Consider the following 25,583-nt stretch of genomic DNA (forward strand, 5'->3'; position numbering starts at 1 on the left):
TACTAAGCTGATTTATATATTCTTAGGGGTTTTAGTTCTTCAAAAACATCTATCTTCAGATAGATTTAAGGTCTGGAAATATTTCCTTATACTAATTTTAAATCCTGAAGCCGCAGCAAGAGATAAAGTGGTTTTTTTCTGTCACATTGTTTTCACAAAATAAAACAACAAAAGTTGCTTTGTTTATCTTTTTTGAGATTAACTATAAACAATCAAGAGATTTTCGGCAATTGATGGTGTAAAATAGACAAAGTTTGTCAAAGTTAAACGCTACCGTGTCAGAGTCCCCCTCTTTTCAGTCTGCATCTTCATCGAACTTACCCAACCAACGATGGCATCTAGTTCCGCCTCAACCCGAAAAAGCGCAACAATTGGCGGAAGCTACCCAACTTTCTCCTCTGTTAGCACAAGTTTTGATTAACCGAGGGTTTGACACCGTTGAAGAAGCAGTTATTTTTTTAGATCCTGAAACTCAAGCTTTACCCGCACCCATTAATGAACTTCCTGACTTAGCAAAAAGTGTAGAATTTTTACATGATGCGATTCTTCAACACCAAAAAATTGCCATCTGTGGAGATTATGACGCCGATGGAATGACGAGTACCGCTTTATTAATACGAGCGCTTTCAAGCTTAGGAGCGGATGTCAGTTATGCCATTCCGAGTCGGATGAAAGAAGGCTATGGGATTAATAATCGCATTATTGAAGATTTTCATCAAGAGGGAATTCGCTTAGTTTTAACGGTCGATAATGGCATTTCTGCCTATGAACCCATTGCCAAAGCGCGAGAATTAGGCTTAACAGTAATCATTACTGATCATCATGATCTGCCTCCCTTACTGCCACCTGCTCATGCTATTCTCAATCCTAAACTCATTCCTGAAACCTCTCCCTACAGAGGATTAGCGGGTGTGGGTGTGGCTTATGTGTTAGCAATTTCCCTCGCTCAAAAAATGGGGAAAGTACAAGGTTTAGTTAATCCTTTGTTAGAGCTTTTTACATTAGGAACAATTGCTGATTTGGCTGCTTTAACTGGAGTAAATCGTCGTTGGGTCAAACGAGGATTACAGCGATTAATGAGTTCCCAAATTGAGGGAGTTCAGGCGTTAATAGAAGTTGCAGGATTGAGTGGTTCTCAGGTTTCTGAATCCTCAAAAACAGAGGAGATTGAAGGGAATAGAAAAAATTTTAAAACAATCAAACCCGAAGATATTGGCTTTCGGTTAGGGCCTAGAATTAACGCAGTTGGACGCATTGCTGATCCACAAATTGTGATCGAATTACTGACAACAGAAAACATGGGAATTGCTTTAGAAAGAGCGATGCAATGTGAGCAAATTAATCAACAACGTCAACAACTTTGTGAACAAATCGAACAAGAAGCGATCGCCTGGTGCGAAAATAGTAATATTGATTTCACAAAAGAAAGAGTTTTAGTGATTGTTCAACCGGAATGGCATCATGGAGTGATTGGAATTGTTGCTTCTCGGTTAGTCGAACGTTATGGAGTTCCGGTGTTCATTGGCACCTATGAAACGGAAAAAGAAAACGAAGACAATTCATCAGAAAAACCCGCCCCAATGATTCGCGGTTCAGCCCGAGGAATTCCCGAATTTAATGTCTTTGAAGCCTTACAATACTGTACAGATTTATTGGGTAAGTTTGGTGGACATAAAGCCGCAGGGGGTTTTTCCTTTCAGGCTGAAAACCTAGATCAATTTCGTCAACGGTTGAGTCAGTTTGCTCATCAATGTTTAGAAATTGAACATTTAAAACCCGTCGTCAAAGTCGATGTTCAAGCCAATCTGAAGCAGATTAATTTTGAGTTATACCATCAAATTGATCAACTTCATCCCTGTGGAATCGAAAATGATCCTCCTATTTTTTGGACTCCTAATGTTAGAATTGTCAAACAAAAAACGGTGGGAAAAGGTCATATTAAACTCACACTTTCTCAAGACTCTCGCTCAGACCATAAAATCGCAGCATTACCCACTCTAGAAGCAATCGCATGGCGCTGGGAAGATTATTTTCCCTTACCGACTCAGTTAGATATCGCCTACAAACTCAGAACCAATGATTGGCAAGGTCAAACCTCTCTTGAACTCGAAATTGTGGGAGTAAGACTTCCGAAAATCTCTCCTGTTGTGACGCCAAAAAAACAGAATTTAGCTGAATTTTATTATCAAGATCGCAAATATACTTGTACTCTCTGCGATAGTGATTCACTCACAGAACTTAGAATCCGCAATTCTGATGGAAAAGTTCTCGCTATTGAGCAAGGAAAATCAACAGGTTTATTAGGTGAAAATCGAAAGTCAGCTAAAATTGTTGATATTTCTCAACCCTTCTATCATTACTTAATTCGATCTGCTTGTCAGGCTTTGGGAATGGGAGAATAATCGGTAAACAAACAACGAAAGAAGTGATCAGCTTTCTTTTTCTTCATCTGTTCTCCAACCTTGTTCTCTATTCGTTTCTTGCTTAAATTCTTGATTAATTTCTTGACTTTCGGCTTCCATTCTTCTCTGTTCTTCTCGACCCATTTCCTGATTGATTTCTCGTCTTTCTGCTTCTATTTCTGCTTGATTTTCCTCGGGAATAGTTGTTTCTGAAGGTGGATTTTCCGCAGTCGTTAGTGAATATTCATTCATCGAAAGTTCAGTCGCTTCTATTTGTTCATTCATCAAATCAAGATCTTCAGTTTTGGATTCAGGTTCTAACTGATGAATTTGAATTTGATCAATTCGTGGCCCTTCTGCTAAAATCACCGTAAATTCAAGATTTTGATAACGCAGTGTTTCCCCAACTATCGGAATTTTTTGGAGTTGATAGATCAGAAAACCACCCAAAGTTTGATATTCTTCAGTAATAGGAAGATCTAAATCAACCAGTTCATTAACTTCTTCAATATCGAGTTGAGCTTGAACTAAAAATGTTTGTTCATCAATATATTGCAACTTAATTTCTTCTGTTTCTGTTGATTCTGAACTATCTCCAATAATTTCAGCAATCAAATCATTAATCGTTACTAATCCAGCCGTTCCACCAAATTCATCGACAATAATCACCATTTCTAAATGCGATCGCTGCATCAGTGGTAATAATTCACTCAAGAGCATTTGTTCAGACACAAATCGAGCTGGACGAATCCAAGATTCTAGAGAGGTTTCTGGGGAAAGTAATCCTTCAGCGAGCGGTTTTGCTAAATCTCTAAAGTCAATAATTCCTAAAATATCATCTAAAGATTCTCGCATGACTGGATAACGAGAATGACCCGAAACTGTCATTTCATTGAGTAAGTTTTGAAAATTTGCGGTGCTAGAAATAGCGATAACATTGGTGCGGGGAATCATCACTTCTTCAGCTAACACATCCCCAAATTCAAACACATTATTGAGGATTTCTCGTTCTTCGGCTTCCAACCCCATCGACTCACTAGATGTGGTGATAATCAGTTGTAATTCTTCTGGAGTTACTCGTGTATAAGGTTGTCCAGTATATTCAATTCCACCGAGTTTTAAGAGCCAGCGAGTCGATTGATTTAATCCCCAAACAAACGGACTAAAAAAACGAGCGATTGCTAAACTAGGAGGGGCTAATAAACGAGAAAGTTGCTCGGGATAAAGCAGGGCTAACGACTTTGGACAGAGTTCACCTAAGACAATTTGTAGATAAGCAATTAATACAAACGTAAAAATCGGAATTGCCAAAGAATGAGCAATAAAATCTTGAAGATTAAGAGGGATAGGAAGCGAAACGATTAACGCTCGAATCGCAACTGCTAAGGTTCCTTCGCCAATCCAACCTAAGGCTAAACTCGATAGCGTAATTCCAAACTGAGTCGTCGAAAGTAATAGATCAATCCGTCGCTGAAGCCGTTGAACTGCGAGAGCGGGTTTATCTCCCTCATCCACAAGCTGACTAATTCGCGAACGTCGGACAGAAACCATTGAGAACTCAGCAGTCACGAAAAAAGCGTTGATTGCAATCAGCAGAAGCACTGACAATAAGCGCAATAGCAAATCCTGCGAAGTCAGTGTCATTGTAGAAAAGTCACCCACATGAGTTCTATTAAAAAAAGTCGCACAAACATCAAAACTGATTTATCTTATAATTGGAATTCCAGACATTTTTAGTTCTAGTTTCTGATCTGGATAATCCGTTAAACTAATGGCTAATTCATTCGCGTTATCAAGCAATGCAGTCGGAATACTGACCGTTCCCACATAGGTTTGACTATCAGCAGGTAACTGTCCGGGTAAATCATCTACACTTGCACTCAAAGCACGACCTTTATCATCTGTCACATTTAAGAAACTGTAGAGAAATCTAATCGAACTATCGCTTTCATTTTTGAGCTGAACTTTTAACTGAAGCGAGCTTCCGGTTTGACTAGCTGAAATAATTTCTAGCGTGACTCCCTCATCTCGACTAACAATCGGAAAAGCGGATGAATTAGCCTGCTGTTGGGGTTTTTCTTCAGGTTTTTGTTCGGCTTTTTCTTCAGGTTTTTGTTCGGGTTTCTGTTCGGCTTTTTGTTCACCTTGAGCGCTGGCTGGGGGAGAAGTTGTTGTCTCCTCATCCTTCCCTTCTATGCGCTTTTTCACATTCGCTAAGATCTCACCTTCTTTAAGCATTTTCACGCCTTCAGATTTGTGATTGCTGTCTTCTTTTTTCCCGGTGAGGTTGCTTGGACGAACATCAGGCTGAGTAATCTCTTTTAAAGCTTCCCGACCCAGTTTATACCCCCAAGCAGAACTAAAAAACCCGGCTCCGAACATAAGCACGAGTAAAATAACGGTCATTACTACGGTTGAGTTCAATCCCATCTCCTGTAAATGTCAGTGTGAGCTATTGTGATTGATGATCAGTTTCAATCTAGATATACTAGCAGTCTCCAGCCTAAATGTAATGGCAATTTGTGAGATCCTGATCTTAACCTCCAGCCCAATACCCGAGCAGAACTGACTGAGCCAGAACCTTTGTCGGGATACTGTGGCTTGCACTCAAAACCAAAATATTTTAGCGATCGCTTGCATCAAACACCTATGTTAAACTAGAATCACAAAGTAATTGTCGGTTAAAATCAACTTTTGTGTTAACCTAGACAATAATGCGCCCTTGGCCGATTGGGGAGGCAGCGAACTCATAATTCGCCTTCAGGCTGGTTCGATCCCAGCAGGGCGCACTTGACAGCTATTCACAGACCGAAAACTGTACATTGATTTTGTTGTACAGTAGCAAATTAATTCCGTCTCTACACTAGAATAATGGCTCATCTTCCAATAATGTGAGCGTCGAGCCGATTAAATGATCTTGAGTTTGAGACAATCGAGAAAGACTTTTAAACCCGTTTAAAATCGGTTCAAGCTGAGATTTTGCATCCTCATAACCTTGTTGTTTCAACTCGGAAATTCGTTCAGCATCAAAGTTGAGCAAACTTTTTAAATCGGAATTGAGTAGTTTTTGAGGTCGAATTTCAATAATCGTTTGATTGGGAAAATCATGGCGGTTCCAAACCCGACCACTCCCTAAGTGTATCACAATCACATGAGTACAACCTCTAGCCGCCAATGCACCCAATGGAACGTTATCAACTAAACCCCCATCAACGTAGTTTTTCCCATTAACACTTCGACAGGGGAAAGCCAGAGGAATAGCGACACTCGCTAACAATAAATTATAAATTGTTTCGTTATCTGGGCAATCTTGAATACACAACCATTCAGCGCCCGTTCCCGTTTTAGCGCGAATAAAATCAATTAACCAATCATAACCCAAACCGGGAATTTTTAACGAAGGAAATACTGTTACCCAGAGTTCAATTCCTCGCCGCAACTCAACGGGATTAATAGTTTCTCTTACCAGAGATTCTATCGGAGTTGGATCATAAATTGCGGTTCTATCTTTCAAGATTCCGCTTTCAACTAAAAAATCTAACATCCACTCTCGAAAAGTGGGAATAAAAGTTTGGGCGGCGTAACTAATAAGATGATAAATTTGTTCAGTATTGGGTTTGAGAATTTCAACTTCTCCGAGATTTGTCCAGAGTTCATTTAGCTGTTGAACGGCGTTAGAAAACGGGCGATCAGAGGCTAAAACCGCCCCGTTAAGAGCGCCTACACTGGTTCCGGCGATAATTTTCGGTTGAAAGTTCAACTCGGCTAAATAGCGGAGAGCGCCCGCTTGATAAGCACCTTTAGCACCGCCTCCGGTTAATACTAATCCCCATTGAGAATTGAGAAAGTTTTGATTCATTTTATTGAAGTTTATAAGTACAAAAAAGTTGTTACGCTAAAGCGCAGTATAATAGGGCGGTCGCTCAACAACGAACTGAGTTTTTACCGAATTAAATTAACACAATCATTGGCAATTTCTTCGACAATCGCCGTTACAAACTCTCTTGCATCGGTGGTTTGAGAAATCCGATCTATTTGTTGGCGACAAAGAGCGATCGCACATTTTCCAATCTGTTTCGGTTGGGCATCTGGCGGTAAAATTGCCAGTTCTAAAGTTGTACCAAGAGTAAATAATAATGGTGTGGTTTGTAGCCGCGAAAACCGAAGCGATCGCACTTCTAATAACGCCGCAGTCAGTTCCCGATCATCTGCGGGTATTTCTTGACAAGTTTGATTGAGTAAATTTGCAAGTCCAAAAAATTGTTTAGAAGGGGGTTGACTGTGGGCTAATATTTTATTTACCACCAGAGGACGAAATCTTTTAGTGTCGCCCGTTACTCGTTCGTAAATTGCAACGGAACTGCTGAATATTTCCCGTGTTAACAGTGCTATTTGTATCGCCCAAGGTAAGTTTGTATAGGTTTGTTCCGCCATCCAAGCGGTTAGAATTCGATCCAAATCTTCCGATGCGGCGATTCTAATTTCTAGCTGATAAATTCGGCTTTCTAATTCATTTAATCGCTGGTTAATTGCGTTGATGGAGTTTTCTAGGTGTTCACTCAGAGATAATATTGCTTGTTTTTGACGGCGAATGGCTGACCGTGCTTCTAATAATGATTGTTGGGTAATTGTTAGGGCGACTTGGCTAATACTTTGAGAATCGGTTAATTCTAATACCCAATTATATAACGCTTCTTGACCTGCGATCAGGTTGCCATCGAGTAATAGTTGACGTTGGCGATCGCTTCCGGTTAAGCTTTCAAAGAGTTGTCCGAAATATCCTCTACTTTTGCGATAACGAATTAAGTCTTTATTGATGTCAATTCCGTTAACTAAATCGACTAATGCTTTATCGCTAACTAGGGGAATTCGTTGTTGGAGTTGTTGAAGGCGATCGCTTAATTCTGTTTGGGGTTGTCGGTGAGTTGAGAACATTTTAACTCGGTAAATGGGATTAAGTTGGTTGGTTAGACAGGGAATTAATTCCCTGCCCAAGTGATTGACTATTTGTTAGGGGACATTAATTGCTCGTTTCGCCCCTTGTATGAGTTTACTGTTTTAATGTTTTCGCTTGCCTTTTGAGCGATGTTTTCAAACTCATCAATTAGGTGTTTTTGCTGTTCAAGAGAAAGTTTTTTATCTTTCTGAGCTTGTTTCAAACTGTCTCGATAATTCCCCAGATAAGCATCAAGGTTCTCAAAGAAAGTATCAATTCGTTCTTGGAAGTCTTCTTTAAGATACTCAGAAATATCCTGATTGATCTTACCAATTCTTGCTTCGAGAGAATAATTAATCTGAGCAACTAAATCATTTATAGAAACAACATAGTAATCTTCTCGGACATCAGGCTTCTTGTAAGTTTCTTCCTCTTCATAAGGGACTATCCAAAGCCAATGCCAAAAAGAACGCTTTTCAACTGTTCGCGTACCATACCCTCCGTCTCGCAGGCGAGTTTGAGATTTCACATCAAGCTGTATCGTTGTTAAACTATCATCTGACTCTAAAGTAGGTGAGGGTAAATCCAAGTTAATCTCGAAGGTTTCATTCAAGCGCTTTTTCGCTTTTTCGATGATGGGCTTTGTTTGTTTTTCTAAAACTTTTGTCAAGTTTATTCGAGCTTGTTTAACCTCTTTTTCTGCATTTTGACGAACACTTGACATGATAAATTTCGATCTCTTTCTTGCCCAAGCAACCGCTTGTTCGGAACACTCTTGTGCTTCTTGCTCGGTCTTAAATTCAAAAACTCCTGCTGATTTGTACTCGGTCTTAGGCTTTGTTTTTGGTGAAAAAAATTTAGGAAAAAGAGCGAAGCTTCCGCCTAAATTAATTGGTGGAGCAATTCCGACTAAGGCTTTGGCTTTAAATGTATCGGGTTTTTTTATAGCACCATCCTGTTTGTAGTCTTCCTCAATGGAGTAATCCTCTATGCTGACTTTAGCTTCTTTTTTTAGTTGAATCTGATTCAAATTGCTCTCAAGCGATGTTATGATTGAATCAACAACTTTTAATCGATTGCAACATTTTTCAAGACTATGTAAATCGTTTTCGAGCGCACCAATTTCTAACCTCAAATCTTCCTCACTTTTGGCGATCGCATTACTGCGAAGTATAACATCATCTCGTAATTCTAAGAGACAAGAACCAGTGAGACTAAGCGAAGACTTTATACAGCGAGGCGCCGCAGTTTCCATCAGTACATTAATTGCTTGATCAATAAAGGGTGCAAATCCTGACTTCTTCCACAATTTTAGAGCTTTTTTCTCTAGTTCTTCCGTTGTTGCATCCTCGAGATCTTCTTCCCAGTCAATCCCAAATACTTCTTGAGCCAGTGATTTTGCTGTGACTAATTCCCTTACTTCAGCGTCGGGATTTTGTTGTAACTCCAATAAAAATTTAGTCGCACAAAAAGCGCGAATTGCAGCGATTTCAAAGACTTGTTCTGTATCGCTAGACTTACTAAGTTCCAAGTCAGAAGCAACAAACTTTTTAACATCTTCAGGGGTCATATCTCCTTGACGACGTTGATCAACTTTATTCACCAGAACATAAAGGTTTTCTTTTCCGAGTAAATCAATAATCGGCTGAACCTGTTTTTTAACACCTTCTGCGGCTTGGTTATTTAGCTGTGTAAAATCGAGAACAATCAACACAATAGAACTTTTTCGTAATTGATCTTCTACTACATCACTCAGCCGAAGGTTTTCTCCCGCTTCATTGGGTCCCGGAGTATCAACAATCACTAAATTACCAAGTTTTTTGGATTGTTCACCTTCCTGAGAATGCCAAAAAGGTGTTTCAATACGAGGAACATCTCGAAGTTTGAACAGTGGATCGCTGTTTGGATCTAAAACGCTACACAGACGAACAATATCATTAAGAACACTGAGGATTTTGTGAATTTCTTCTCGTCCTTTATTTTCTGGTTTTAACAGCAATGACCCCAAACTTTGAATCTTCTGTACCAAATCATTTAAGTGGGGATATTGAGCAATTCTTTTTTGAGTTTCTTCCGAACCCAATTCGTTTATTTTTTGCTGCAAACCCTCAAGAGTGTCTTGAAAAATAGATAAAACTTCATCATCTAGCGTGAGAATGGGTTCATTTAAGTTAGCGTTGAAAAAAATCTCTGTGGGTAGTGTCGTCATTGCAGCGTTACGACTGGGAAGCAAATCTTGACCGATAATTGCATTGATAATTGTAGATTTACCTGCTTTCATCGGCGCAACAATTGCCATTCTTAACTCTAATTTCTCAACCTTTCGAGTCTCGTTTTCAACTTGCTTTTGAAATTCTCCGTATTTTTGACCGAAATCTTTTGAACTCAAAGTAGAATTAGCTCGACCCATTAATTTACTGACTTCTTTTAACAGCTCAATCACATCCAGTTGCAGAGCTTGGACACTGGGTTTTAATTCCGTCCCATTCATAACGTTAAATTCCTCGAAGGTGAATAAAGGCTTTCCCAGAAAATATTCTCTAGGCGTTGGCTCTGTTTGTAACGGGAAACTGTTCAACAGAACTTTGAAGGCTCTCTATTCAAGAATAAGCGATTAAAACTTAGATATCAACGTGGGAATTACCGAACTTTCTAAATGGTATAATTGCTAAAACATAGATGATTATCAGTAAATTTACGGAGGCTATAATTTGCATAACTTTTTTGAATAAATCATCCTAAAAAACCATCTAAATTTAAGCCAGTTAACCTAACTAATCAGCGTTCGCCTACTCACTCTTCCCTCTACCTTTAATCAGTTTTAACTGACTTGATCTATTAGACAGGGAATTAATTCACTAGAGGAGTGATTGACTATTTATTAGTTCAAATGAATTGCTCGTTACCAAGCTGTGTTACTGTTAGGAGGATCGAAACACCTTCTTTAACTATCTTTACAGGACAGCATCAAAATCAATGAGACAGTATTCTCCACTCACAATTGTTCTTTATATCATCGGTCCCGTGCTGATTATCTTTAGCCATATCGGATCGTTACTCCTTCTAAAAACGGGCTTATCATGGGGCGCTTTTTTATGGGTGATATTGCTATATCTAATCCGTATGTTGGCCACGACAGGCATCTACCACCGACTACTCACCCACAAAAGCTATCAGGCGCCTATTCTAGTTCTTTGGGTGGGAAGTATTATCGCAGCATCAGCAGGACAAATGGGGCCAAGTTGGTGGAAAGCACACCACATGACTCATCATCAATATGTCGAGCAAGATCTCGATCCCCATTCTCCCTATACACCCATGCAGGGGATTCGAGGATTTTTTTGGTCCCAAGGCGGTTGGCTATTATCTTCCACATTTTTTCCAGCCAAGCTACCCATTGATGTTGAGAATGATCGGTTTTTAAAATTAATTGATCGTTTGCACTTTATCCCGGTAATAGCATTGGGGGCGATTTCCTATTTTATAGGCGGTTTGGAATACTTGGGTGCATTTTTTCTCAGTACAACTCTATTGTTTCATGGCGTGCAAACGGTTAACTCCCTTGCCCATATTTTCGGTACACAACCATTTATTACAAACGATTTAAGTCGAAATAATGGGTTTGTTGCATTGATCACACTGGGAGAAGGTTGGCATAATCTCCATCATGCTTTTCAATCCTCAAGTCGGCATGGGATTACAATTCGTTCTGGACAGGTTGTTTATCTTCCCGATGTCACCTTTAGCTTCATTAAAATGCTTGAGTTCCTGAAGTTAGCATCCAAGCTAAGACTCCCGACTGAAAGCCGTTTGTTAGCCGCTTCTAAAGAGCAAGACTTTGAACATTCAATCTCTAAAGCCTCAGCTCAATAAGTCGTTTAACACCCGTACAATAGACAGAATTTACATCCAGGAATTTCAGTTTAAAATAAAGATCAATTATATTTTTAAATTCCTTGATGTCAAACCGATGGATCAAAAAACAGTTCAACTTCCACCTCTGGCTAACCGTTGTGCGGGTGTATTATTAACAGCAGCAAGCGGCGATAGTTTGGGTTGGATGACCGAGTTTTTGCGAACACCCGATGAACTTCTACACAAATTTGGTTTAGAACATTTGAGTGAATTTCTTCCCTGGAAAAAACAAGTCGGGGGACGTTTTCAAGGTTACGAAGATTATATCGAAGCGGGGGAATATTCCGATGATACTCAGTTAACTCTGTGTGTGGCGGCTTGTATTCGGGCGGATGGGGGTTTTGATATCGAAAGGTTTTGTCAGTCGGAGTTTCCGCTGTGGCTAGACTACGCCAGGGGTGCCGGGGGAACGGTGAAAGAAGCCGCTCGCAAAATTCAACGTCAGTCGGCGAGTTGGAATAGTAATTTTTCACTCGTCGTACAAAAAAGGGTACACTTGACTATCGAGATAGCGGTGCGAATGGGGCGGCGATGCGAATTGCTCCCCATGTGTTAGCGAATGTGGGACGATGGGAACAGATAGAGGCGGATATTTGGCGGAATTCGATTATTAGTCATGGACATCCGAGAGCAATTATCGGGGCGTTGTTGTATGGTTATGGGTTATTTCTATTATTAAATCAAGATCAGGTTCCGTCTGGGCGAGAGTTGATTGAACAGTTAGGAAATTGGGTAAAAGCGTTACAAATTCCGAAAATAGAAGGGTTACAGTCTTGGTTATTTCAGTGGAATCAACATCAAACTCAACCCTTTAATATAGTCTTTGAAAAAACTCAAGCCGAAGCAGTCGAACAGTTACGTTTAATTTGGGTAGCGTTACGGGATCATCATTCACCTAAAACCGTATTAGAACAGTTGGGTTGTTTTACTTCTGAGAGCAGATGTTCAGGTTTAGGAACCGTTTTAGCGGGAATATATTTGTTTGCTCGTCAACCCAAAAATACGCAAGATAATCTGATTTTGGCGGCTAATTTTATTGGAAGTGATACCGATTCAATCGCGGCATTTGTAGGTGGGTTAGGCGGTGCAGTTTGGGGAATAAACGCGATTACAGAAAGTTGGCGACAGCAGGTACAAGATACTGTTTTTTTACAACGTTTAGGTGAACAATTAGCCGCCATTTCTGAAGGCAAAGCCTCTAGAATTAATATTCATCCGGGTGTTGCTAATGTACGGTTAGGAGATTGTTTACAGCGTTCTCAACTCGTCTCGTTAATGCGGGTTGCTCATCGGTGTTTGGGAGTCGGAACTGTCGAGTCAGTCGAACAAAAAGCATTAACCACTCGGGATAAAATAGTGACTTTAGCTGAAATTGAGTTTGACTGCGGACAACGCTGTAAATTTGTTTTTCGTACTGATCAAAAGATTCCGTTTTTGTACGCGATTAAATCAGAAAATGTCATCGTTTGACTTTCGGAGGTAACTGCGCCATGGGGGAAGATTGAGCCGGAAGTGTTCGTTGTGATGTCGCCGAATGTACCGGGATTAAATTATCCTCAATGGGTTCTTCAAACCATTCAACCTCAATATCTGCTCCATTAATAATTGCACCTAACAAACGAGGACGGTATTTGGTGGAATCTTCATCCTCATCAATTTCGGTTAACTGCTCTGCAAATTCTCCAAGCTGACCCGAAAGCGTATAGGAAGGACGAGCCACTAAGATCATACCATCTGTTAACGGTTCTAGGGTCAACGCATCATTATTAGCACTCAAAGAAGGAACATCAATAATCACCATATCAAAGCGATAACGAACTTCATTGAGTAAGCGTTTCATCTCGCTCGATTCTAACACGGTCGCCGCTTGTCGAACTGGCCCCGGACTAGGAATAACATACAAATTCTGCACATCAGGAACCAAACGAATACAATTGTTAGCATCTCCGTAATAGTGCAAAGGTTCCGTTCCACTTAAAGGTTCAGGTGCCAACTTTAATGATTCTACCCGAGACGGCGATCGCAAATCTCCTTCAATTAACAACGTTCGTTTTCCTGCTCTTGCTGTAGCAATGGCTAAATTATAAGCACAAAAGGTTTTTCCTTCCAAATCACCTGCACTCGTAATTAGCACAACCCGAGCGGGTTTGTCTCCACTTCGTTGTAAATTGCTCCGTACTTTTTCATAGTATTCTAAATAGGGAGAATGAGGTTTTAGTAATAGAGGCATCTCCTGAAAAGATTCTTCAAAGAACATCACATTCGGTAATAAACCCAACAACGGAACCTCTCGTTCTTGCAATGCTCCTTTGATTTCTTCCCAAGTATAGAACTTGCCACTGAGCATACCCAATACAAAGATTAACACCGCTCCCCCTAAAACGCCAGCCAGTCCACCTCCGGCTAAAATCAAAGCCATACTAATTGCTTCTGGAATTTCTACATCAGATGCGTAGCCTTCTTGAGCAACTTTCAAACTACTTACCGTTTCAGCTTCTGCGGCTTGAGAGTCTACTAACTGAGCTTTCATCTTATCGTACAAGGCTCTTTTGTAGGCGAGTTCTTGTTCAAGTCGTTGTTTTTCCAACTGTTTGTTAGGAAGGGTGCGGTAAGTTTCTCGTAAATCAACTTCAATTTTTTTGAGATTTTCTAATTGTTGTTGTAAGGTTTCTTTTTGGGTTTGTAAGGTCATCAAATTTTGAGCCAATTGTTGGCGAGCTGGATCTAGAGAAGAATCAACCCGAATTTGATTAGCTTGTCTTAAAGGAGCCGCAATTCCATCGCCTCCTAACACTTCCGATGCTCGTGCTTGTAATTGTCGTTCTGCGGCTTGTTTTTGTTTAATTAAAGTGGCGACTTGGGGATGTTCGTCTCGATAATCTTGACGTAAAAGAGCAAGCTGAGACTCAATTTGATAGAGTTGAACTCGTAACTGAGCAATAATCGGATCGGCTGTTAGGGCTTGAGAAACATAAGCTTGATCGGCATTTAATCCCAGTCTAGACTGCAAACTTTGGATTTGTGCAGTCAAAGTATCGAGTTGAATTTGTGTATCTTGCTGTTGTTTTTGATTCCCTACAATTGCTTCGGGTAAAACCCCACTTTCTATCGCCAGTAAGGTTGCACCTTCGCGTTTATCGTATTGTTCTAACGCTTTTTCAGCTTGTCTGAGTTCTTGCTCGACTGGCTCTAAACGAGTGGTGACTGTATCAATAATATCTCGCAGTTGTTGAGTATTGATCAAGCGACTTTGTTCGACCATCTCCTTCATCATTACATTAACAATTTCTACCGCTCGTTCTCGGTTTAGATCTCGATAACTGACTTGAATAAAACTCGGCGCATCCGCTTGATTTTTAATATTTACCTTTAAATTATCTTTCAACTCTTTGGGAGTCACCGCCACCTTTTCCATAACGCTTTCAACAACACGAGGTTGAAGTAACATTCCCTCATTGAGTTGTTGTCCTCTTTCACGAATACTTTGACCCGTTTCTGAAAACAGGACAGGGGGATTTTGATACGTTAAAATTCCGCTTGCTGTATAAGGGGGAGTCTCTGGCGGTTCTAAAATCATCGCCACCGCTCCCGAAACGCCTAAAGCCAGCATAAAGGTAGAAAGTCCAGCCCATTTATACTGTTCAAAAGCGATCAGATATCGTTTAACAATCGGTAAAGTCATAAGTCAGTTTCTACTTCAAAAGGGTTAAAGTAATTCTCTCAAATATAGGTAAATAAAGACCGTTTCAAGCACCCCGACTTCAGCATTAAACCCCTCATCAACGGCGATTACCGCCTCCACCATTATTATTCGGCCCAAAGAGATCCTCAGCAGCATTACTAATCTCTCTAAAAAAGAGTAGAAACCCGAGAATATCCCGAAAGGGTTGAGTAAAGCTATTGAGGAAATAACTAAGATCTGCTGAAAAATTGCGATCAATTACAATCACATCTTCATCTTGCAATAAAATATTATCGGTTGGATTACCTTGTAACACTTCTCTACCATTGAGAGTCCGAGTAATCGCCTTTCCTTGTTGGGGATCAAACCGAATTAAAGTGATTTCATCTAACTTCGCCGTTGCTAAAGGAACATTATTCAAAATATCGACAAAGGTACTTCCATTCGGTAAAGCCACTGAACCCACAGCACCGCCCGCATTGCTGAGAATTCGCACCGTAATCTGTTGATTGACCAATGTAGAATTTGCCACTAAAGTCCGATCATACTCTCGTTCATCCTGAAGTGACAATTGCGGTACAATCACTGAGTCACCATTCGATAAAGCGACATTGGGTAAAGCCGTCGCCTCACTCAAGGGAGAATACAGATCAACGGTGTCTTGAATAACTCGACCATCAATGGTAACGCGACAAACGACCACCGATCGCAAATCAGCCGTTAAGGTGGCGCCACCTGCTGCTAAAATCGCCGTTGAGACTCGTCCTAACCCCGCAGGTAAGGTATAAAAACCGGGTTTGACAACCGCACCGACAATGGTAATTTCTACAGGTGTAGGTGCCGCTGCTAAACTATAAGACTCGACAATTTCGCGTTCTGGGCCTTGAGTGGGTAGGGTTTCTTGGGTGGGAACATAGATAATATCTCGGTCTTCTAAACGAATATCGGGGGGCGCTAAACCCGATAGCAATGGGGTCAACAGATCAACTTCGGCGGCGATAGTGCGACCATCGGGTAAATTCCGGCGTAGCTGAACTGAACGCAAGTCTGCATTTGAACGAGTTCCGCCTGCGGTTGACAATGCAACCACGAGTTCCGCCGTTCCCAGGGGATAAAAACCGGGTCTAGCCACTTGTCCGGTTACAGTCACTTGGACGGGACGTTGTACCAATAGAGAGACATTAACTTGGGGATTTTTGACATACTGATTTAAGCGAGTTTGAATTTCTCGTTCAATTTCCTGTAAAAATAATCCCTCTAGTCTGACGGTTCCAATTAACGGGATAATGGTTGTTCCCTCAGGGCCGACAATGGCATTGGGAATACTCAACTCTGCTGAACGCAAACCGTTAACAAAGATATCAATAAAGATTTGATCTCCTGGCCCTAAACGATAACGTTCAATCTGATTTTCATTTGCGCGTTCAAAATAGGAAACATCCACTGGAATTAAATTCGGTTCCAGGGTTCGTTCGACAGGTCGGCTTCCCGGTTGCTGAAATAGTCGTAAAATTTCGGGGGTATCTTGGGGTTGTACCTGTTCCAACAGTTCGATCTTGCGATCAACAAATGCCTGCGGTAAAACACATTTATCAGGTATTTCCTGGGCTTGGGTTTGGCGAACAAAAACGAAGCTATTGATCGACCCCATCACTACGGTTAATCCTAAAGTCCAACTTCCAGCGTAAAGACTTGCTACTGAGACTGAGATTAATCGATGAATAGAATTAACCATAGGGCATTTTTACAGTGATCACTCAACAGTCTTTGTCGAGATTAATTCTGGCTGAACTTCTGAACTTCTAAACTCCTAATTTTTAGTTTTTTCGCGATCGTTGATAGTGAAAGCTTCTGCGATCAGTTCAGCTTGAACGGCTTGGCTCAGAGAACGACTGAAATCCTCTACCTCTTCTATATTACCTAATGGTTCAATCGGAATTAACACATTAACTGCTATCCAAGGCGCTCGTTGCTGAGACAGTTGAGCCAAACGATCCGCTATAAACCAATGACTTGCGGCTGGACTCCCCCCATCTGGCCAAGCATACCACTGCATAACCGCATAGGTTTGTTTTAAACGCTGTTTTTGGTACAACTCACAGAGTTGATCGGAAGGACAATCTTTCCATAATAAACTTAATAATGGATTGACAGCCTGCGTCCAACTGCGAAAAAATTGAGTGGTAAATTTTGTTGAGGACAATCCATTTTCTGACGGTTCAATATTTAAGCGAAGACGACGATAAGAATCAGTTTTCCACTGTTGAAATCCGTTGATATCCATCCATTCAATTTGCGGTCTATCTTTATAATACTTCTGCACCAGCATTAATAAAATAGCAGTTTGATTATTCTGTTCGACCGTTTGAATTAACCACTCTTGACCCCGAATTTTCATCAGTTTGTGTTCTAGAGTTGTCCATCCCGCTAAATCTAATCCCTGTTTCCGAACCTGTTGGAGTTGCGCTAGGGTTTGTAATTGCGGTTGATCAGCCCAAGTCCATTTCCCGGTGAAATAACCCGGAATTGCGGCAAAGATTAACAGTAACAACATCAACCCTAAAGCGGTAATCTTAGCCCATTGGGGCGGGAGTTTTGCTTGTACAACCATACGATTATCTCTCCTCTGATTTTTGGGATAGTCTGGAGATTATTCTAAAAATTTTTAACGGTTTAATGCGTCTGGGTTTGGGGTTCATTTACAGTATTGTTTTGCATCCAATTAATTAAAACCACCAACAATCCTAACATTAACGCCGAATAAAGATCGCCTCCCCAACTATCGTGAAGCCAATGAAATAATCCATCTTGACCCGTACCATGAAAGAGAGTCAGCAGAGTATTTCTAATAATATTGGCGACAACACTAATTAGGGCTGCACTCACTAAAAATAAAGTGCTTTTTGTCCGATCCGAAGCAATACCCGTCCAATACAATAGCATTAACCCCACATATAAACTGGTAAATAGCATCTTCAGTCCGGCACAATGGGGAGCCACTTCAACAATTTGTCCATTCACAAATAGATAAACTTGGTCAACCGTTACATTCAGATTAAACTGAACCAAAATAAATCCGGCAACGCTGGCAATAAATTTTTGTAAAGGAAACGCCAACGGTTCGATTAAATAGGGTAAATGAGTGGGAGTCGCCAACGCCACAAAAATTAACGGCCATTTTTGCAATCTTAAACCCGGAATTCCTTTTAGCCACAAACACAGTCCTGCTAACACAATGGGAAACGAAAGATTTACCAAATCTGATAAACCTGACCAATAACATAATCCCCCAATCATCAGCAAAATCGCACCCGCAGGATGGCTAATATTTGCTAGTTGACTCCACTGCGATCGCAAAGTCCAAGCAATATAAGCCGCAAACGGTAAACCAATCAAACCATGACTAAAATATTCATGTTCGATGCTGATACTTTTTTCGAGCCAACCGTGATACCAATAAATTAATAAAGGAGCATACAACAGCACCAAAAGCACTACCAAAGCGGCATTCAACAGATATCGCTCAATCGCAATCGGAATTTTACGTTCAATGTGCATTGTTCTTACTAACCCTGTATTTAATGAGTCCCGATCAAAAGTTTTCCCAAAAGGCAAAAGAATTCATCATTCTACATTCATATAGCAATAAGAAATCATTTGTAAATGACTTTGCCCCAAACTTCCAATTCTCCGCCCCCCTAGCCCCCCAATTCTGGGGGGTGATCTCGATTGCTTTTTTACAAATCAGGTAACATTGCTATAGTTGAGTTTTACCACCTCCACTCCCCATCTTCCTAAAAAACAATTCTTTAATTGACTAATTTATTCCTAAAACCGATTTAATGGCAGCAACTACATAATTAACTTGATCGTTGCTCAATCCAGGATACATCGGCAGAGAGAGGATTTGACGACTCAGCATTTCCGCCATGGGAAAATCACCTTCAGAATATCCCAAATATTTGTAAGCGGGTTGCAAATGACAAGGGATCGGATAGTGAATTCCAGTTTGCACACCCAATTGAGACAATTTGGCTTGTAGCGTATCGCGATCAACGATACATTCCTCTGTTACCCGCAGCACATACAGATGATAAACATGACCCTGTTCACATTGGTTTTCAATCGGGATAATACCTTGTTCTCGTAGAGGTAACAGCCAAGTATCATACTGTTCAGCCGCAAAATTGCGATCATTATTCCAATCTTCTAAATACGGGAGTTTCACATTTAAAATCGCCGCTTGGATTGTATCTAGACGGCTATTGGTTCCCAATTCCATGTGAACATATTTTTTCGGTGCGCCATAATTTCTGAGGCTTTTCATTTTTTGCGCTACATTTTCGCTGCGAGTCATCACCATTCCGCCATCGCCAAACGCACCAAGATTTTTACTCGGATAGAAGCTAAAAGCCGCAGCTATCCCCACTGAACCCGCTCGATAACCTTCTCGTTGGGCGAGGTGGGCTTGGGCTGCATCTTCAAAGATCACTAGGTTATGGGTATTTGCCAACTCCATCAAGGCTCTTGGCGAAACCATTTGGCCGTAGAGATGAACAGGAATGATTGCTTTTGTTTTTGGGGTAATTGCTTTTTGGGCAGCGTCTAGGTCAATTAAAGCAGTCTGAGGGTCACAATCGACGAGAATAGGAGTGGCACCCGAGTGAAGTACACCAATCGCAGTTGCAATAAAGGTATTGGCAGGTAAAATCACTTCATCACCTTGACCCACCCCGCAAGCTTGCAAGCCTAAGGCGATCGCATCGGTACCACAAGCAACCCCGATCCCATATTTTGTCCCACTGGCTTCGGCAAAGGCGGTTTCAAATTCTCCTAAAACTTGACCCATAATAAAATCTCCCTTGTCCACAACCGCTTGGATTGCCTGTTCGATCTGAGATTGTATGGCTTGTTGTTTGAGCTTGAGATCTACAAAAGGAATCGGGGTTAAAGTGCTAGTCATCGCAAGTTTCCGTTGAATTTTTTTATAGTAAGTACAGGGGCAATTGCCCAGAAGCTTTAAATTTGAGAGGGTTTGAGGGTCACAAGGCCAGGGGAGTCAACCTACGCAAGTTCAGTCGCCGAATCTGGGGGCTTGAACCTGATGGACTCAGCCGATCTGGGCATCAATAGCATAGCTTAGGAAAACGGGGAATTTGTGTGATCTCAAGTCACAGGAGTCTTTCCCCAGGTCTAGAAAAAACTTGCCAGCTCTGCCTTTAGACAGAGTTTTATTAATTTCGTCAAGTTTTAGCAATAAAAGTTTGCAATTATTGAAATATTTAGTTACATTGAGAGTAATCAATGATCAACACCGAGTTTTTATAGATGAGTATGTTTTCTAACTTAATCCCTACACCCGAACCGATGAAGGCTCAATCTCGCGTACAAAACCTAAAAAGTCGCTTAGATTGGGGTGAGCCTGCTTTAACGATTATCGATGCACGTAGCCGCGAAGCTTTCAACGCCAGTCATATCCAAGGTGCTATTTCTTTACCGATGGATGTATTAGTCAGTCGCATCGGAGAAACCATTGAACCCGCTCGCGATATTTATGTTTATGGCGACACCGACGAAGAAACAGCACAAGTTGCTACTCAACTGCGTGAAGCAGGTTATCCGAATGTTGCAGAGTTAACTGGTGGGTTGGCTGCGTGGAAAGCTGTTGGTTATCCCGTTGAAGCCATTAGTGGAATTACAGCCTAAACCTTGTTTAATCTCCCTTTTAATATAATACAAATCGCGATTAGATGAGAGTCTTGCAGAAGAAGTTTCTGTAGGACTTATTTTTTTGAGCCAAAACTATTAACAATGTTTTATATAGCAATATTGAATGAGTTGTAAACTTTCAGCAGCCAAAATGCCCGCACTACAAGCTTTCTAATCTCGTGAGCCTTCACAAATAATTTTTTAATTTCATTCATAACATTTAGAAAATATAACATAAGTTATACATTCTGTAATAGATTTTATCTTCATAAGCCTTGCTTTTCAATAAAGCTTAATAATATTTGTATTGATTTTGAGTCAATAGAGAACAGAGAAATGTATAATATTATGCACTAAGTTAAGTGACAGTCCAGACAGAAAACAACAAAAACTCGTGAAAGAACTTATTAAGACTTGAGTTGGGTCAATTCTATCAATTTATGATGGTGATGTATTAAGCAGATTAAGGAATCATCGACAATGAACTCAGTTCTCTTTTTTCATTTTAATTTCAGTTTGAATCTGTTGATCACTTTTCGACTCGAAGTTTTAACTCAAAGATTTAAACTCAAAGAATATTATCGGAAAATATATAAATTTTTCTCAATGTTTTTCTTGATAACAGCGATACTCCTGGGAGTGAATGCAGCATTTGCTCTCCAACAAGGAAATCGAGGCATTAAAGTCGTTGAACTTCAGAAAAAATTACATAAAATTGGTTATTTTGATGGACAAATTACAGGTTATTATGGAACTCTCACTCAAAATGCCGTTAGCCAATTTCAGGCGACTAATGGACTCACAGTAGATGGGATTGCAGGTTATAAAACTCTTGCAGCATTGGGATTATCAGAAGCGATTACCACTCAAACTTCTCAACACACCTCCCTCCTCAAATTAGGAAGTAGTGGTTCTCTGGTGATCGAACTTCAGCAACATCTACAAGTTCTGGGATATTATGATGGACTGATGACAGGTTATTATGATCTTTCTACACAACAAGCCGTGATTCTCTTTCAGATGGATGTTGGACTAAAATCTGATGGTATTGTCGGCCCTCTTACCCAAGCGGCAATTGAATCCCAGTTCAACTCACCCCCAGTTTCAACATCGACCTCAACTCCTTTATCTTTACCCAATCGGGGAGATATTCGCTAACTTCACGAGTTTAAAAGTTTGTGGTGTAAATTAGAAGATAATCAAGGACAACCGCTCTATATTTTTACTAAAGTATCACCGTAAAGGAAATAAGGAAAGACAGAATGGGGCGTTTACGTCAAAAATCCTGTACACTTTGTCAACAGTCTGAATCTGTACTTTATCGCATTCAGTATGATCAATCAAATCAATGGATATTTGTTTGTCGTTGCTGTTGGGAACAAGTGAGTCAAAATAATCCCTATTATGTTTATGGCGGAACTTGGAAGGCAAAAAAATAATTAGGAAAGAGATCTTTTAACCAGTCGCCCTAATTAGAACTAAAGTATGCCTAGATTATTTACTACACTCATCATAACATTTTACGGCTAATTTAACTCAAATATTTTACGAGATAAAACCGATCATTCCAGTGAATAAACTCGGCAAAAATAAGTAACCATCCAACACAATATTATAAGTATTTCGGGGGGTTTGCGGTGTTACCATCCAAATCGCAATCAGATTCAACAAAATACAAGGAACCACCACTCCAGGAGAGAGAATCCAAATCTGTTGAGTCCAACTCCAAACCATAACCAATAGCAGCACTAAATTTAACCCTGTCCAAAAAATCCGAGTTCCTCGAACGCCAATAATTAAGGGTAAAGTTTGTACTCCTTTTTCTTGGTCAGAATCTATATCTCGAATATCAAATAAATGAGAATTTGTGCCGACAAATATTAACAAAAAGAAAGTAACTAATGTTGTAAAATAGTTAAAGCTAACCTGAGCATAAGCCAAGGGTACAGCAATCAAAGCATAAGTTATCACTCCACAAACAATCCAAGCTTTGATTCCCGGTATATCTTTAGGACGATACCAGTTTAGATTTCCTTGTTGTTGGAGAGGGAACAATGGCACCCCATAACTCAAGGGTAAAAGTCCGCCCCAACTTACAAATTGAACTGATGAAGGAGCCTGATATAATAAGAATACAAAAATTAAAATTGCAGTTGAAAGTAGCAATAAATTTCCCGGTTTTCTGACAAAAGACTGTAATCTTGAATCGGGACTTTTTTGAACGTAAGAGTCAACAATTCGATCTAGATTGTAGGGAATTAAAGCCGCAGCAAAGAGAAAAATAGTAGGACGCCAATCTATCGGCAAATTGAGGGCGGTTTGAACAAAAAAGACTAGAGAAGCGATTCCCCCCGCAACCCAAATATTAGAATAAACAATTAACGATAAAAATTGTTCATAGAAATATTTACCCAGTTGAGAGAGCTTTTGAATAGATTGACCTTCAAAAAACATAAATTTTGGCATTCAAATCCCTAACTTGTAAAATCACTGCAAAAGCGATTTAGAAGGAGAAAATAAGCCCAAATTAAAACGAGGAGTGTGGCTAAAATGATCATGGCTATTTTGTGGGGTTTGACTATCAAGCAAATTTGCTGTAAAGGAAGCTAGACTTTGGTTTTTATCCCATCGATGATGCTTTTTTGCTAACTCTATCCTCTACAGCATTGTATCGTACATCATTCATTCCTTAATAAATCGAGAAACCTTAGCGAATTTCCAAAGCTTCTGTGATGTCTTTATCAATTCCCCAAGATTCTTTAATAATCTCGCGGAACAGATTTTCCCGAATGATGGTACTTTTATATAAATCGATTAAAAGCTCTTTTGCTTCTTCTTTAGAGATTGTATCTACTTTTCGAGCAAAAGATTGTACTTGAAACTCTTGTTCTAAGGATATATTTTTGTCTTGATTTTGATTATTCATGGTGAAATCTCCGTTGAGTTAACGCTGAACCTCTGAAATCGAATCTCTCAGTCAGACACTCAGCTTTATCCTTTACATTAACTATTGTAACGAATTCACGAAGAAATGTGTCACACTCTTGAAAAAATACTCCTTTCGTTGTAGGCGTGTTGCTGATCTACCTCAATGGACGGAGTATACTGCGTCTCCAACTTCTGGAGTATCGGGTTGTTGTCGCGTTAAGCAGAGGGAGTCATCAGGGTAATTACTGAACGTTGAGAATATTTTGAGATCAAAAATAGAGGTTGTCTCCGTATAAATATGAATTCCTTCTGTTAAACTCTTAATAGATTGGTAGGCTGCATCAGACTCGAGAACTATTAATTACATTATTAACTGAAAAATCTGATGCGCCCTACGGTTACTCTTAATAGATTGGTAGGCTGCATCAGACTCGAGAACTATTAATTATATTATTAACTGAAAAATCTGATGCGCCCTACGGTTACTCTTAATAGATTGGTAGGGTGCATCAGACTCGAGAACTATTAATTACATTATTAACTGAAAAATCTGATGCACCCTACGGTTGTGATAAAAATTAGTGTTTAACAACAAAAGTATCGAGCGCTAATTTAGCCGCACCAATTGCACCTGCTTGATTGCCTAACTCTGCAACTAACACTTGTAAACCTTGACGAGAACTCACTAATACTCGCTGTTCAATTTCTGCAAGGGTACTCGGTAAAAATAATTCTGCACCCGCACTAATTCCACCGCCCAAAATAATCGCTTCTGGTGTTAAAATATAAATTAAACTCGCTAAACCCGCACCCAATCTTCGGCCGTATTGTTGCCAATATTCTATCGCTTTTGTATCGCCCGATTTTGCTTTGGCAGCGAGTTCAGCAGGTTCTAACCCCGTTTCTCGACGAATCGCTTGCACAGAGGCATACTGTTCTAAAGACCCTTGATTTCCACTATTGCAAACCGGGCCGTCAAAATTCAACGTAATTAATCCCAATTCTCCCGCAGTTCCATTTCGCCCCACGAACAATTCACCGTTAAGAATAATCGCCCCACCAACACCCGTTCCCAAGGTTAACAAAATCAAATCTTTAAACCGACATCCTGCCCCTAACCAAGCTTCTCCTAACCCCGCACAATTAGCATCATTTGCCATCACAACAGACAAGTTTGTTTGAGCTTCTATCCAATCAGCTAACGGTACATTTTGCCAATTTTTGAGGTTAATCGCAATTTGAGAAATTCGTCCAGTCGCATCCACAGGCCCCGGTAAACCGATACCAATTCCGCCAATAGACTTAACATTTTTAGTGATTTGTAAAATAGCTTCTAACAAAACTGAAAACACGGCTTCTGGCGTCGCCGCTTGGGGAGTCGGAACCGTTAAAGACTGATAACAGTTTCCCAACGCATCATACCGTCCCAATTTAATCGCAGATCCGCCTAAATCAACCCCAATCACTTGAGTCGAGATTTGTTGATTGTTCATAATTTTAGGATTAATGATAGCGGATCAAAAATAACGAGTCTTTAATCTTACTCGACATCATCGCGATCAATACTGGTTGTGAAAATCGGTTCAACTCGGATCGCTTTTATACTGGAAGGACGAACTACCATATATTCCCCTTGCATATTTTTAATGGGAACATTGAGGAACTCATCAGAAGTATATTTGGGAATCAACTCCTTTTTATACCAGACTTGAAACTCCTGAATTGTGGCAAATCTTACTTCTTCTCGGTGTCCCCCTTCAATCATCAGATGAACCGCAAATGAACTAGGCTGCTTTGGCATAATCGATCCCCGAACGTTATAGATTCCTTTGTGTAGTCATTTTACCCCGCTCTGGGAGTTCCTAGATCACCGAAAAATGAATTATCAATCTTCCCCCCTCCCCATCACCCAGGGCTATGCGCGTTGCCCTAAAACTTAATTTGTGAGGAGATGGGGAGGACCGGAGGTAGGGAGGTCGGCAGGGCCGTTTCGTTGCCCGAAAACTTGATT

21 protein-coding genes and 1 tRNA gene are annotated in these 25,583 nt (G+C 40.3%); 8 read left to right on the plus strand and 14 right to left on the minus strand.

Annotated features, from left to right (window positions below; genetic code table 11):
* Nucleotides 1-275: 275 nt before the first annotated feature.
* The gene (gene recJ / locus L8106_RS07150; protein WP_009783575.1) at nt 276-2,402 is read left to right on the plus strand and encodes a single-stranded-DNA-specific exonuclease RecJ; all 2,127 of its coding nucleotides are present in this window, start codon (nt 276-278) and stop codon (nt 2,400-2,402) included.
* A 27-nt stretch (nt 2,403-2,429) separates the two neighbouring features.
* On the opposite strand, the gene L8106_RS07155 is transcribed toward recJ, so the two are convergent.
* Nucleotides 2,430-4,046, minus strand: a complete 1,617-nt coding sequence (locus L8106_RS07155) for a hemolysin family protein (RefSeq protein ID WP_083798377.1) — start codon at nt 4,044-4,046, stop codon at nt 2,430-2,432.
* A gap of 60 nt (nt 4,047-4,106) precedes the next feature.
* A complete protein-coding gene (locus L8106_RS07160) occupies nt 4,107-4,832 on the minus strand; it encodes a hypothetical protein (protein WP_039895645.1) in 726 nt (241 codons plus the stop codon).
* Between the two features lie 286 nt (nt 4,833-5,118).
* Between L8106_RS07160 and L8106_RS07165 the strand changes: the two genes are divergently transcribed.
* Nucleotides 5,119-5,191, plus strand: a tRNA-Ile gene (locus L8106_RS07165).
* Nucleotides 5,192-5,265: 74 nt separating this feature from the next.
* Here L8106_RS07165 and L8106_RS07170 read toward each other — a convergent pair.
* The 3 genes from L8106_RS07170 to L8106_RS07180 all read right to left on the minus strand — a co-directional run bounded on the left by L8106_RS07170 (nt 5,266) and on the right by L8106_RS07180 (nt 9,829).
* Nucleotides 5,266-6,261 carry a patatin-like phospholipase family protein gene (locus tag L8106_RS07170; protein ID WP_009783578.1) on the minus strand — a complete coding sequence of 332 codons (996 nt, stop codon included), beginning with the start codon at nt 6,259-6,261 and terminating at the stop codon, nt 5,266-5,268.
* 83 nt (nt 6,262-6,344) lie between these two features.
* Nucleotides 6,345-7,337, minus strand: coding sequence for a diguanylate cyclase regulator RdcB family protein (locus L8106_RS07175; protein ID WP_156803606.1), 993 nt, complete (start codon nt 7,335-7,337; stop codon nt 6,345-6,347).
* Nucleotides 7,338-7,405: 68 nt separating this feature from the next.
* The gene (locus L8106_RS07180; protein WP_009783580.1) at nt 7,406-9,829 is read right to left on the minus strand and encodes a dynamin family protein; all 2,424 of its coding nucleotides are present in this window, start codon (nt 9,827-9,829) and stop codon (nt 7,406-7,408) included.
* Between the two features lie 485 nt (nt 9,830-10,314).
* Here L8106_RS07180 and L8106_RS07185 point away from each other — a divergent pair, with 485 nt between their 5' ends.
* The 3 genes from L8106_RS07185 to L8106_RS07195 all read left to right on the plus strand — a co-directional run bounded on the left by L8106_RS07185 (nt 10,315) and on the right by L8106_RS07195 (nt 12,723).
* Nucleotides 10,315-11,211: an acyl-CoA desaturase gene (locus L8106_RS07185; protein ID WP_039895646.1), complete on the plus strand. Its 897-nt coding sequence runs from the start codon at nt 10,315-10,317 to the stop codon at nt 11,209-11,211.
* 97 nt (nt 11,212-11,308) lie between these two features.
* On the plus strand, nt 11,309-11,809 hold the full coding sequence (locus L8106_RS34185; RefSeq protein ID WP_009783582.1) for an ADP-ribosylglycohydrolase family protein: 501 nt from the start codon (nt 11,309-11,311) through the stop codon (nt 11,807-11,809).
* A complete protein-coding gene (locus L8106_RS07195; protein ID WP_009783583.1) occupies nt 11,785-12,723 on the plus strand; it encodes an ADP-ribosylglycohydrolase family protein in 939 nt (312 codons plus the stop codon). The genes L8106_RS34185 and L8106_RS07195 overlap by 25 nt, the downstream gene beginning before the upstream one ends.
* Here L8106_RS07195 and L8106_RS07200 read toward each other — a convergent pair.
* The 5 genes from L8106_RS07200 to L8106_RS07220 all read right to left on the minus strand — a co-directional run bounded on the left by L8106_RS07200 (nt 12,713) and on the right by L8106_RS07220 (nt 19,898).
* Entirely contained in the window at nt 12,713-14,935 is a 2,223-nt protein-coding gene (locus tag L8106_RS07200; protein ID WP_009783584.1) for a tyrosine-protein kinase domain-containing protein, read from the minus strand. The genes L8106_RS07195 and L8106_RS07200 overlap by 11 nt on opposite strands.
* Before the next feature lie 97 nt (nt 14,936-15,032).
* Nucleotides 15,033-16,670, minus strand: a complete 1,638-nt coding sequence (locus L8106_RS07205) for a polysaccharide biosynthesis/export family protein (RefSeq protein ID WP_009783585.1) — start codon at nt 16,668-16,670, stop codon at nt 15,033-15,035.
* A 75-nt stretch (nt 16,671-16,745) separates the two neighbouring features.
* On the minus strand, nt 16,746-17,546 hold the full coding sequence (locus L8106_RS07210) for a cyanoexosortase B system-associated protein (protein ID WP_009783586.1): 801 nt from the start codon (nt 17,544-17,546) through the stop codon (nt 16,746-16,748).
* 62 nt (nt 17,547-17,608) lie between these two features.
* Nucleotides 17,609-18,493: a cyanoexosortase B gene (crtB, locus tag L8106_RS07215; RefSeq protein WP_009783587.1), complete on the minus strand. Its 885-nt coding sequence runs from the start codon at nt 18,491-18,493 to the stop codon at nt 17,609-17,611.
* Nucleotides 18,494-18,752: 259 nt separating this feature from the next.
* Nucleotides 18,753-19,898, minus strand: coding sequence for a DegT/DnrJ/EryC1/StrS aminotransferase family protein (locus L8106_RS07220; protein ID WP_009783588.1), 1,146 nt, complete (start codon nt 19,896-19,898; stop codon nt 18,753-18,755).
* A gap of 365 nt (nt 19,899-20,263) precedes the next feature.
* Here L8106_RS07220 and L8106_RS07225 point away from each other — a divergent pair, with 365 nt between their 5' ends.
* The 3 genes from L8106_RS07225 to L8106_RS32815 all read left to right on the plus strand — a co-directional run bounded on the left by L8106_RS07225 (nt 20,264) and on the right by L8106_RS32815 (nt 22,083).
* The gene (locus tag L8106_RS07225) at nt 20,264-20,641 is read left to right on the plus strand and encodes a rhodanese-like domain-containing protein (RefSeq protein WP_198012907.1); all 378 of its coding nucleotides are present in this window, start codon (nt 20,264-20,266) and stop codon (nt 20,639-20,641) included.
* 609 nt (nt 20,642-21,250) lie between these two features.
* Nucleotides 21,251-21,802 carry a peptidoglycan-binding protein gene (locus tag L8106_RS07230; protein ID WP_198012908.1) on the plus strand — a complete coding sequence of 184 codons (552 nt, stop codon included), beginning with the start codon at nt 21,251-21,253 and terminating at the stop codon, nt 21,800-21,802.
* A 104-nt stretch (nt 21,803-21,906) separates the two neighbouring features.
* On the plus strand, nt 21,907-22,083 hold the full coding sequence (locus L8106_RS32815) for a hypothetical protein (protein WP_009783591.1): 177 nt from the start codon (nt 21,907-21,909) through the stop codon (nt 22,081-22,083).
* Nucleotides 22,084-22,189: 106 nt separating this feature from the next.
* Here L8106_RS32815 and L8106_RS07235 read toward each other — a convergent pair whose 3' ends face one another.
* From L8106_RS07235 to L8106_RS07250, 4 genes are all read right to left on the minus strand, one after another.
* The gene (locus tag L8106_RS07235) at nt 22,190-23,110 is read right to left on the minus strand and encodes a UbiA family prenyltransferase (RefSeq protein WP_009783592.1); all 921 of its coding nucleotides are present in this window, start codon (nt 23,108-23,110) and stop codon (nt 22,190-22,192) included.
* 241 nt (nt 23,111-23,351) lie between these two features.
* A complete protein-coding gene (locus L8106_RS07240; protein WP_009783593.1) occupies nt 23,352-23,570 on the minus strand; it encodes an NblA/ycf18 family protein in 219 nt (72 codons plus the stop codon).
* 580 nt (nt 23,571-24,150) lie between these two features.
* The gene (locus tag L8106_RS07245) at nt 24,151-25,065 is read right to left on the minus strand and encodes an ROK family protein (protein ID WP_009783594.1); all 915 of its coding nucleotides are present in this window, start codon (nt 25,063-25,065) and stop codon (nt 24,151-24,153) included.
* Nucleotides 25,066-25,112: 47 nt separating this feature from the next.
* Nucleotides 25,113-25,373 (minus strand): hypothetical protein, encoded by a 261-nt coding sequence (locus L8106_RS07250; RefSeq protein WP_009783595.1) that lies wholly within the window; start codon nt 25,371-25,373, stop codon nt 25,113-25,115.
* Nucleotides 25,374-25,583 lie beyond the last annotated feature (210 nt).

The organism is Lyngbya sp. PCC 8106, assembly GCF_000169095.1.
GTDB lineage: Bacteria > Cyanobacteriota > Cyanobacteriia > Cyanobacteriales > Microcoleaceae > Capilliphycus.

Excerpts from the sequence above, each read along its gene's own strand:
- L8106_RS07205 (WP_009783585.1), bottom strand. The coding sequence starts at position 16,670 with ATGGTTAATTCTATTCATCGATTAATCTCAGTCTCAGTAGCAAGTCTT.
- L8106_RS07175 (WP_156803606.1), bottom strand. The coding sequence starts at position 7,337 with ATGTTCTCAACTCACCGACAACCCCAAACAGAATTAAGCGATCGCCTT.
- L8106_RS07230 (WP_198012908.1), top strand. The coding sequence starts at position 21,251 with ATGTTTTTCTTGATAACAGCGATACTCCTGGGAGTGAATGCAGCATTT.
- L8106_RS07170 (WP_009783578.1), bottom strand. The coding sequence starts at position 6,261 with ATGAATCAAAACTTTCTCAATTCTCAATGGGGATTAGTATTAACCGGA.
- L8106_RS07235 (WP_009783592.1), bottom strand. The coding sequence starts at position 23,110 with ATGCCAAAATTTATGTTTTTTGAAGGTCAATCTATTCAAAAGCTCTCT.
- L8106_RS07250 (WP_009783595.1), bottom strand. The coding sequence starts at position 25,373 with ATGCCAAAGCAGCCTAGTTCATTTGCGGTTCATCTGATGATTGAAGGG.
- L8106_RS07210 (WP_009783586.1), bottom strand. The coding sequence starts at position 17,546 with ATGGTTGTACAAGCAAAACTCCCGCCCCAATGGGCTAAGATTACCGCT.
- L8106_RS07155 (WP_083798377.1), bottom strand. The coding sequence starts at position 4,046 with ATGACACTGACTTCGCAGGATTTGCTATTGCGCTTATTGTCAGTGCTT.
- L8106_RS34185 (WP_009783582.1), top strand. The coding sequence starts at position 11,309 with ATGGATCAAAAAACAGTTCAACTTCCACCTCTGGCTAACCGTTGTGCG.
- L8106_RS07240 (WP_009783593.1), bottom strand. The coding sequence starts at position 23,570 with ATGAATAATCAAAATCAAGACAAAAATATATCCTTAGAACAAGAGTTT.
- L8106_RS07180 (WP_009783580.1), bottom strand. The coding sequence starts at position 9,829 with ATGAATGGGACGGAATTAAAACCCAGTGTCCAAGCTCTGCAACTGGAT.
- crtB (WP_009783587.1), bottom strand. The coding sequence starts at position 18,493 with ATGCACATTGAACGTAAAATTCCGATTGCGATTGAGCGATATCTGTTG.
- L8106_RS07195 (WP_009783583.1), top strand. The coding sequence starts at position 11,785 with ATGCGAATTGCTCCCCATGTGTTAGCGAATGTGGGACGATGGGAACAG.
- L8106_RS07220 (WP_009783588.1), bottom strand. The coding sequence starts at position 19,898 with ATGACTAGCACTTTAACCCCGATTCCTTTTGTAGATCTCAAGCTCAAA.
- L8106_RS07245 (WP_009783594.1), bottom strand. The coding sequence starts at position 25,065 with ATGAACAATCAACAAATCTCGACTCAAGTGATTGGGGTTGATTTAGGC.
- L8106_RS32815 (WP_009783591.1), top strand. The coding sequence starts at position 21,907 with ATGGGGCGTTTACGTCAAAAATCCTGTACACTTTGTCAACAGTCTGAA.
- L8106_RS07200 (WP_009783584.1), bottom strand. The coding sequence starts at position 14,935 with ATGACTTTACCGATTGTTAAACGATATCTGATCGCTTTTGAACAGTAT.
- L8106_RS07185 (WP_039895646.1), top strand. The coding sequence starts at position 10,315 with ATGAGACAGTATTCTCCACTCACAATTGTTCTTTATATCATCGGTCCC.
- L8106_RS07160 (WP_039895645.1), bottom strand. The coding sequence starts at position 4,832 with ATGGGATTGAACTCAACCGTAGTAATGACCGTTATTTTACTCGTGCTT.
- L8106_RS07225 (WP_198012907.1), top strand. The coding sequence starts at position 20,264 with ATGAGTATGTTTTCTAACTTAATCCCTACACCCGAACCGATGAAGGCT.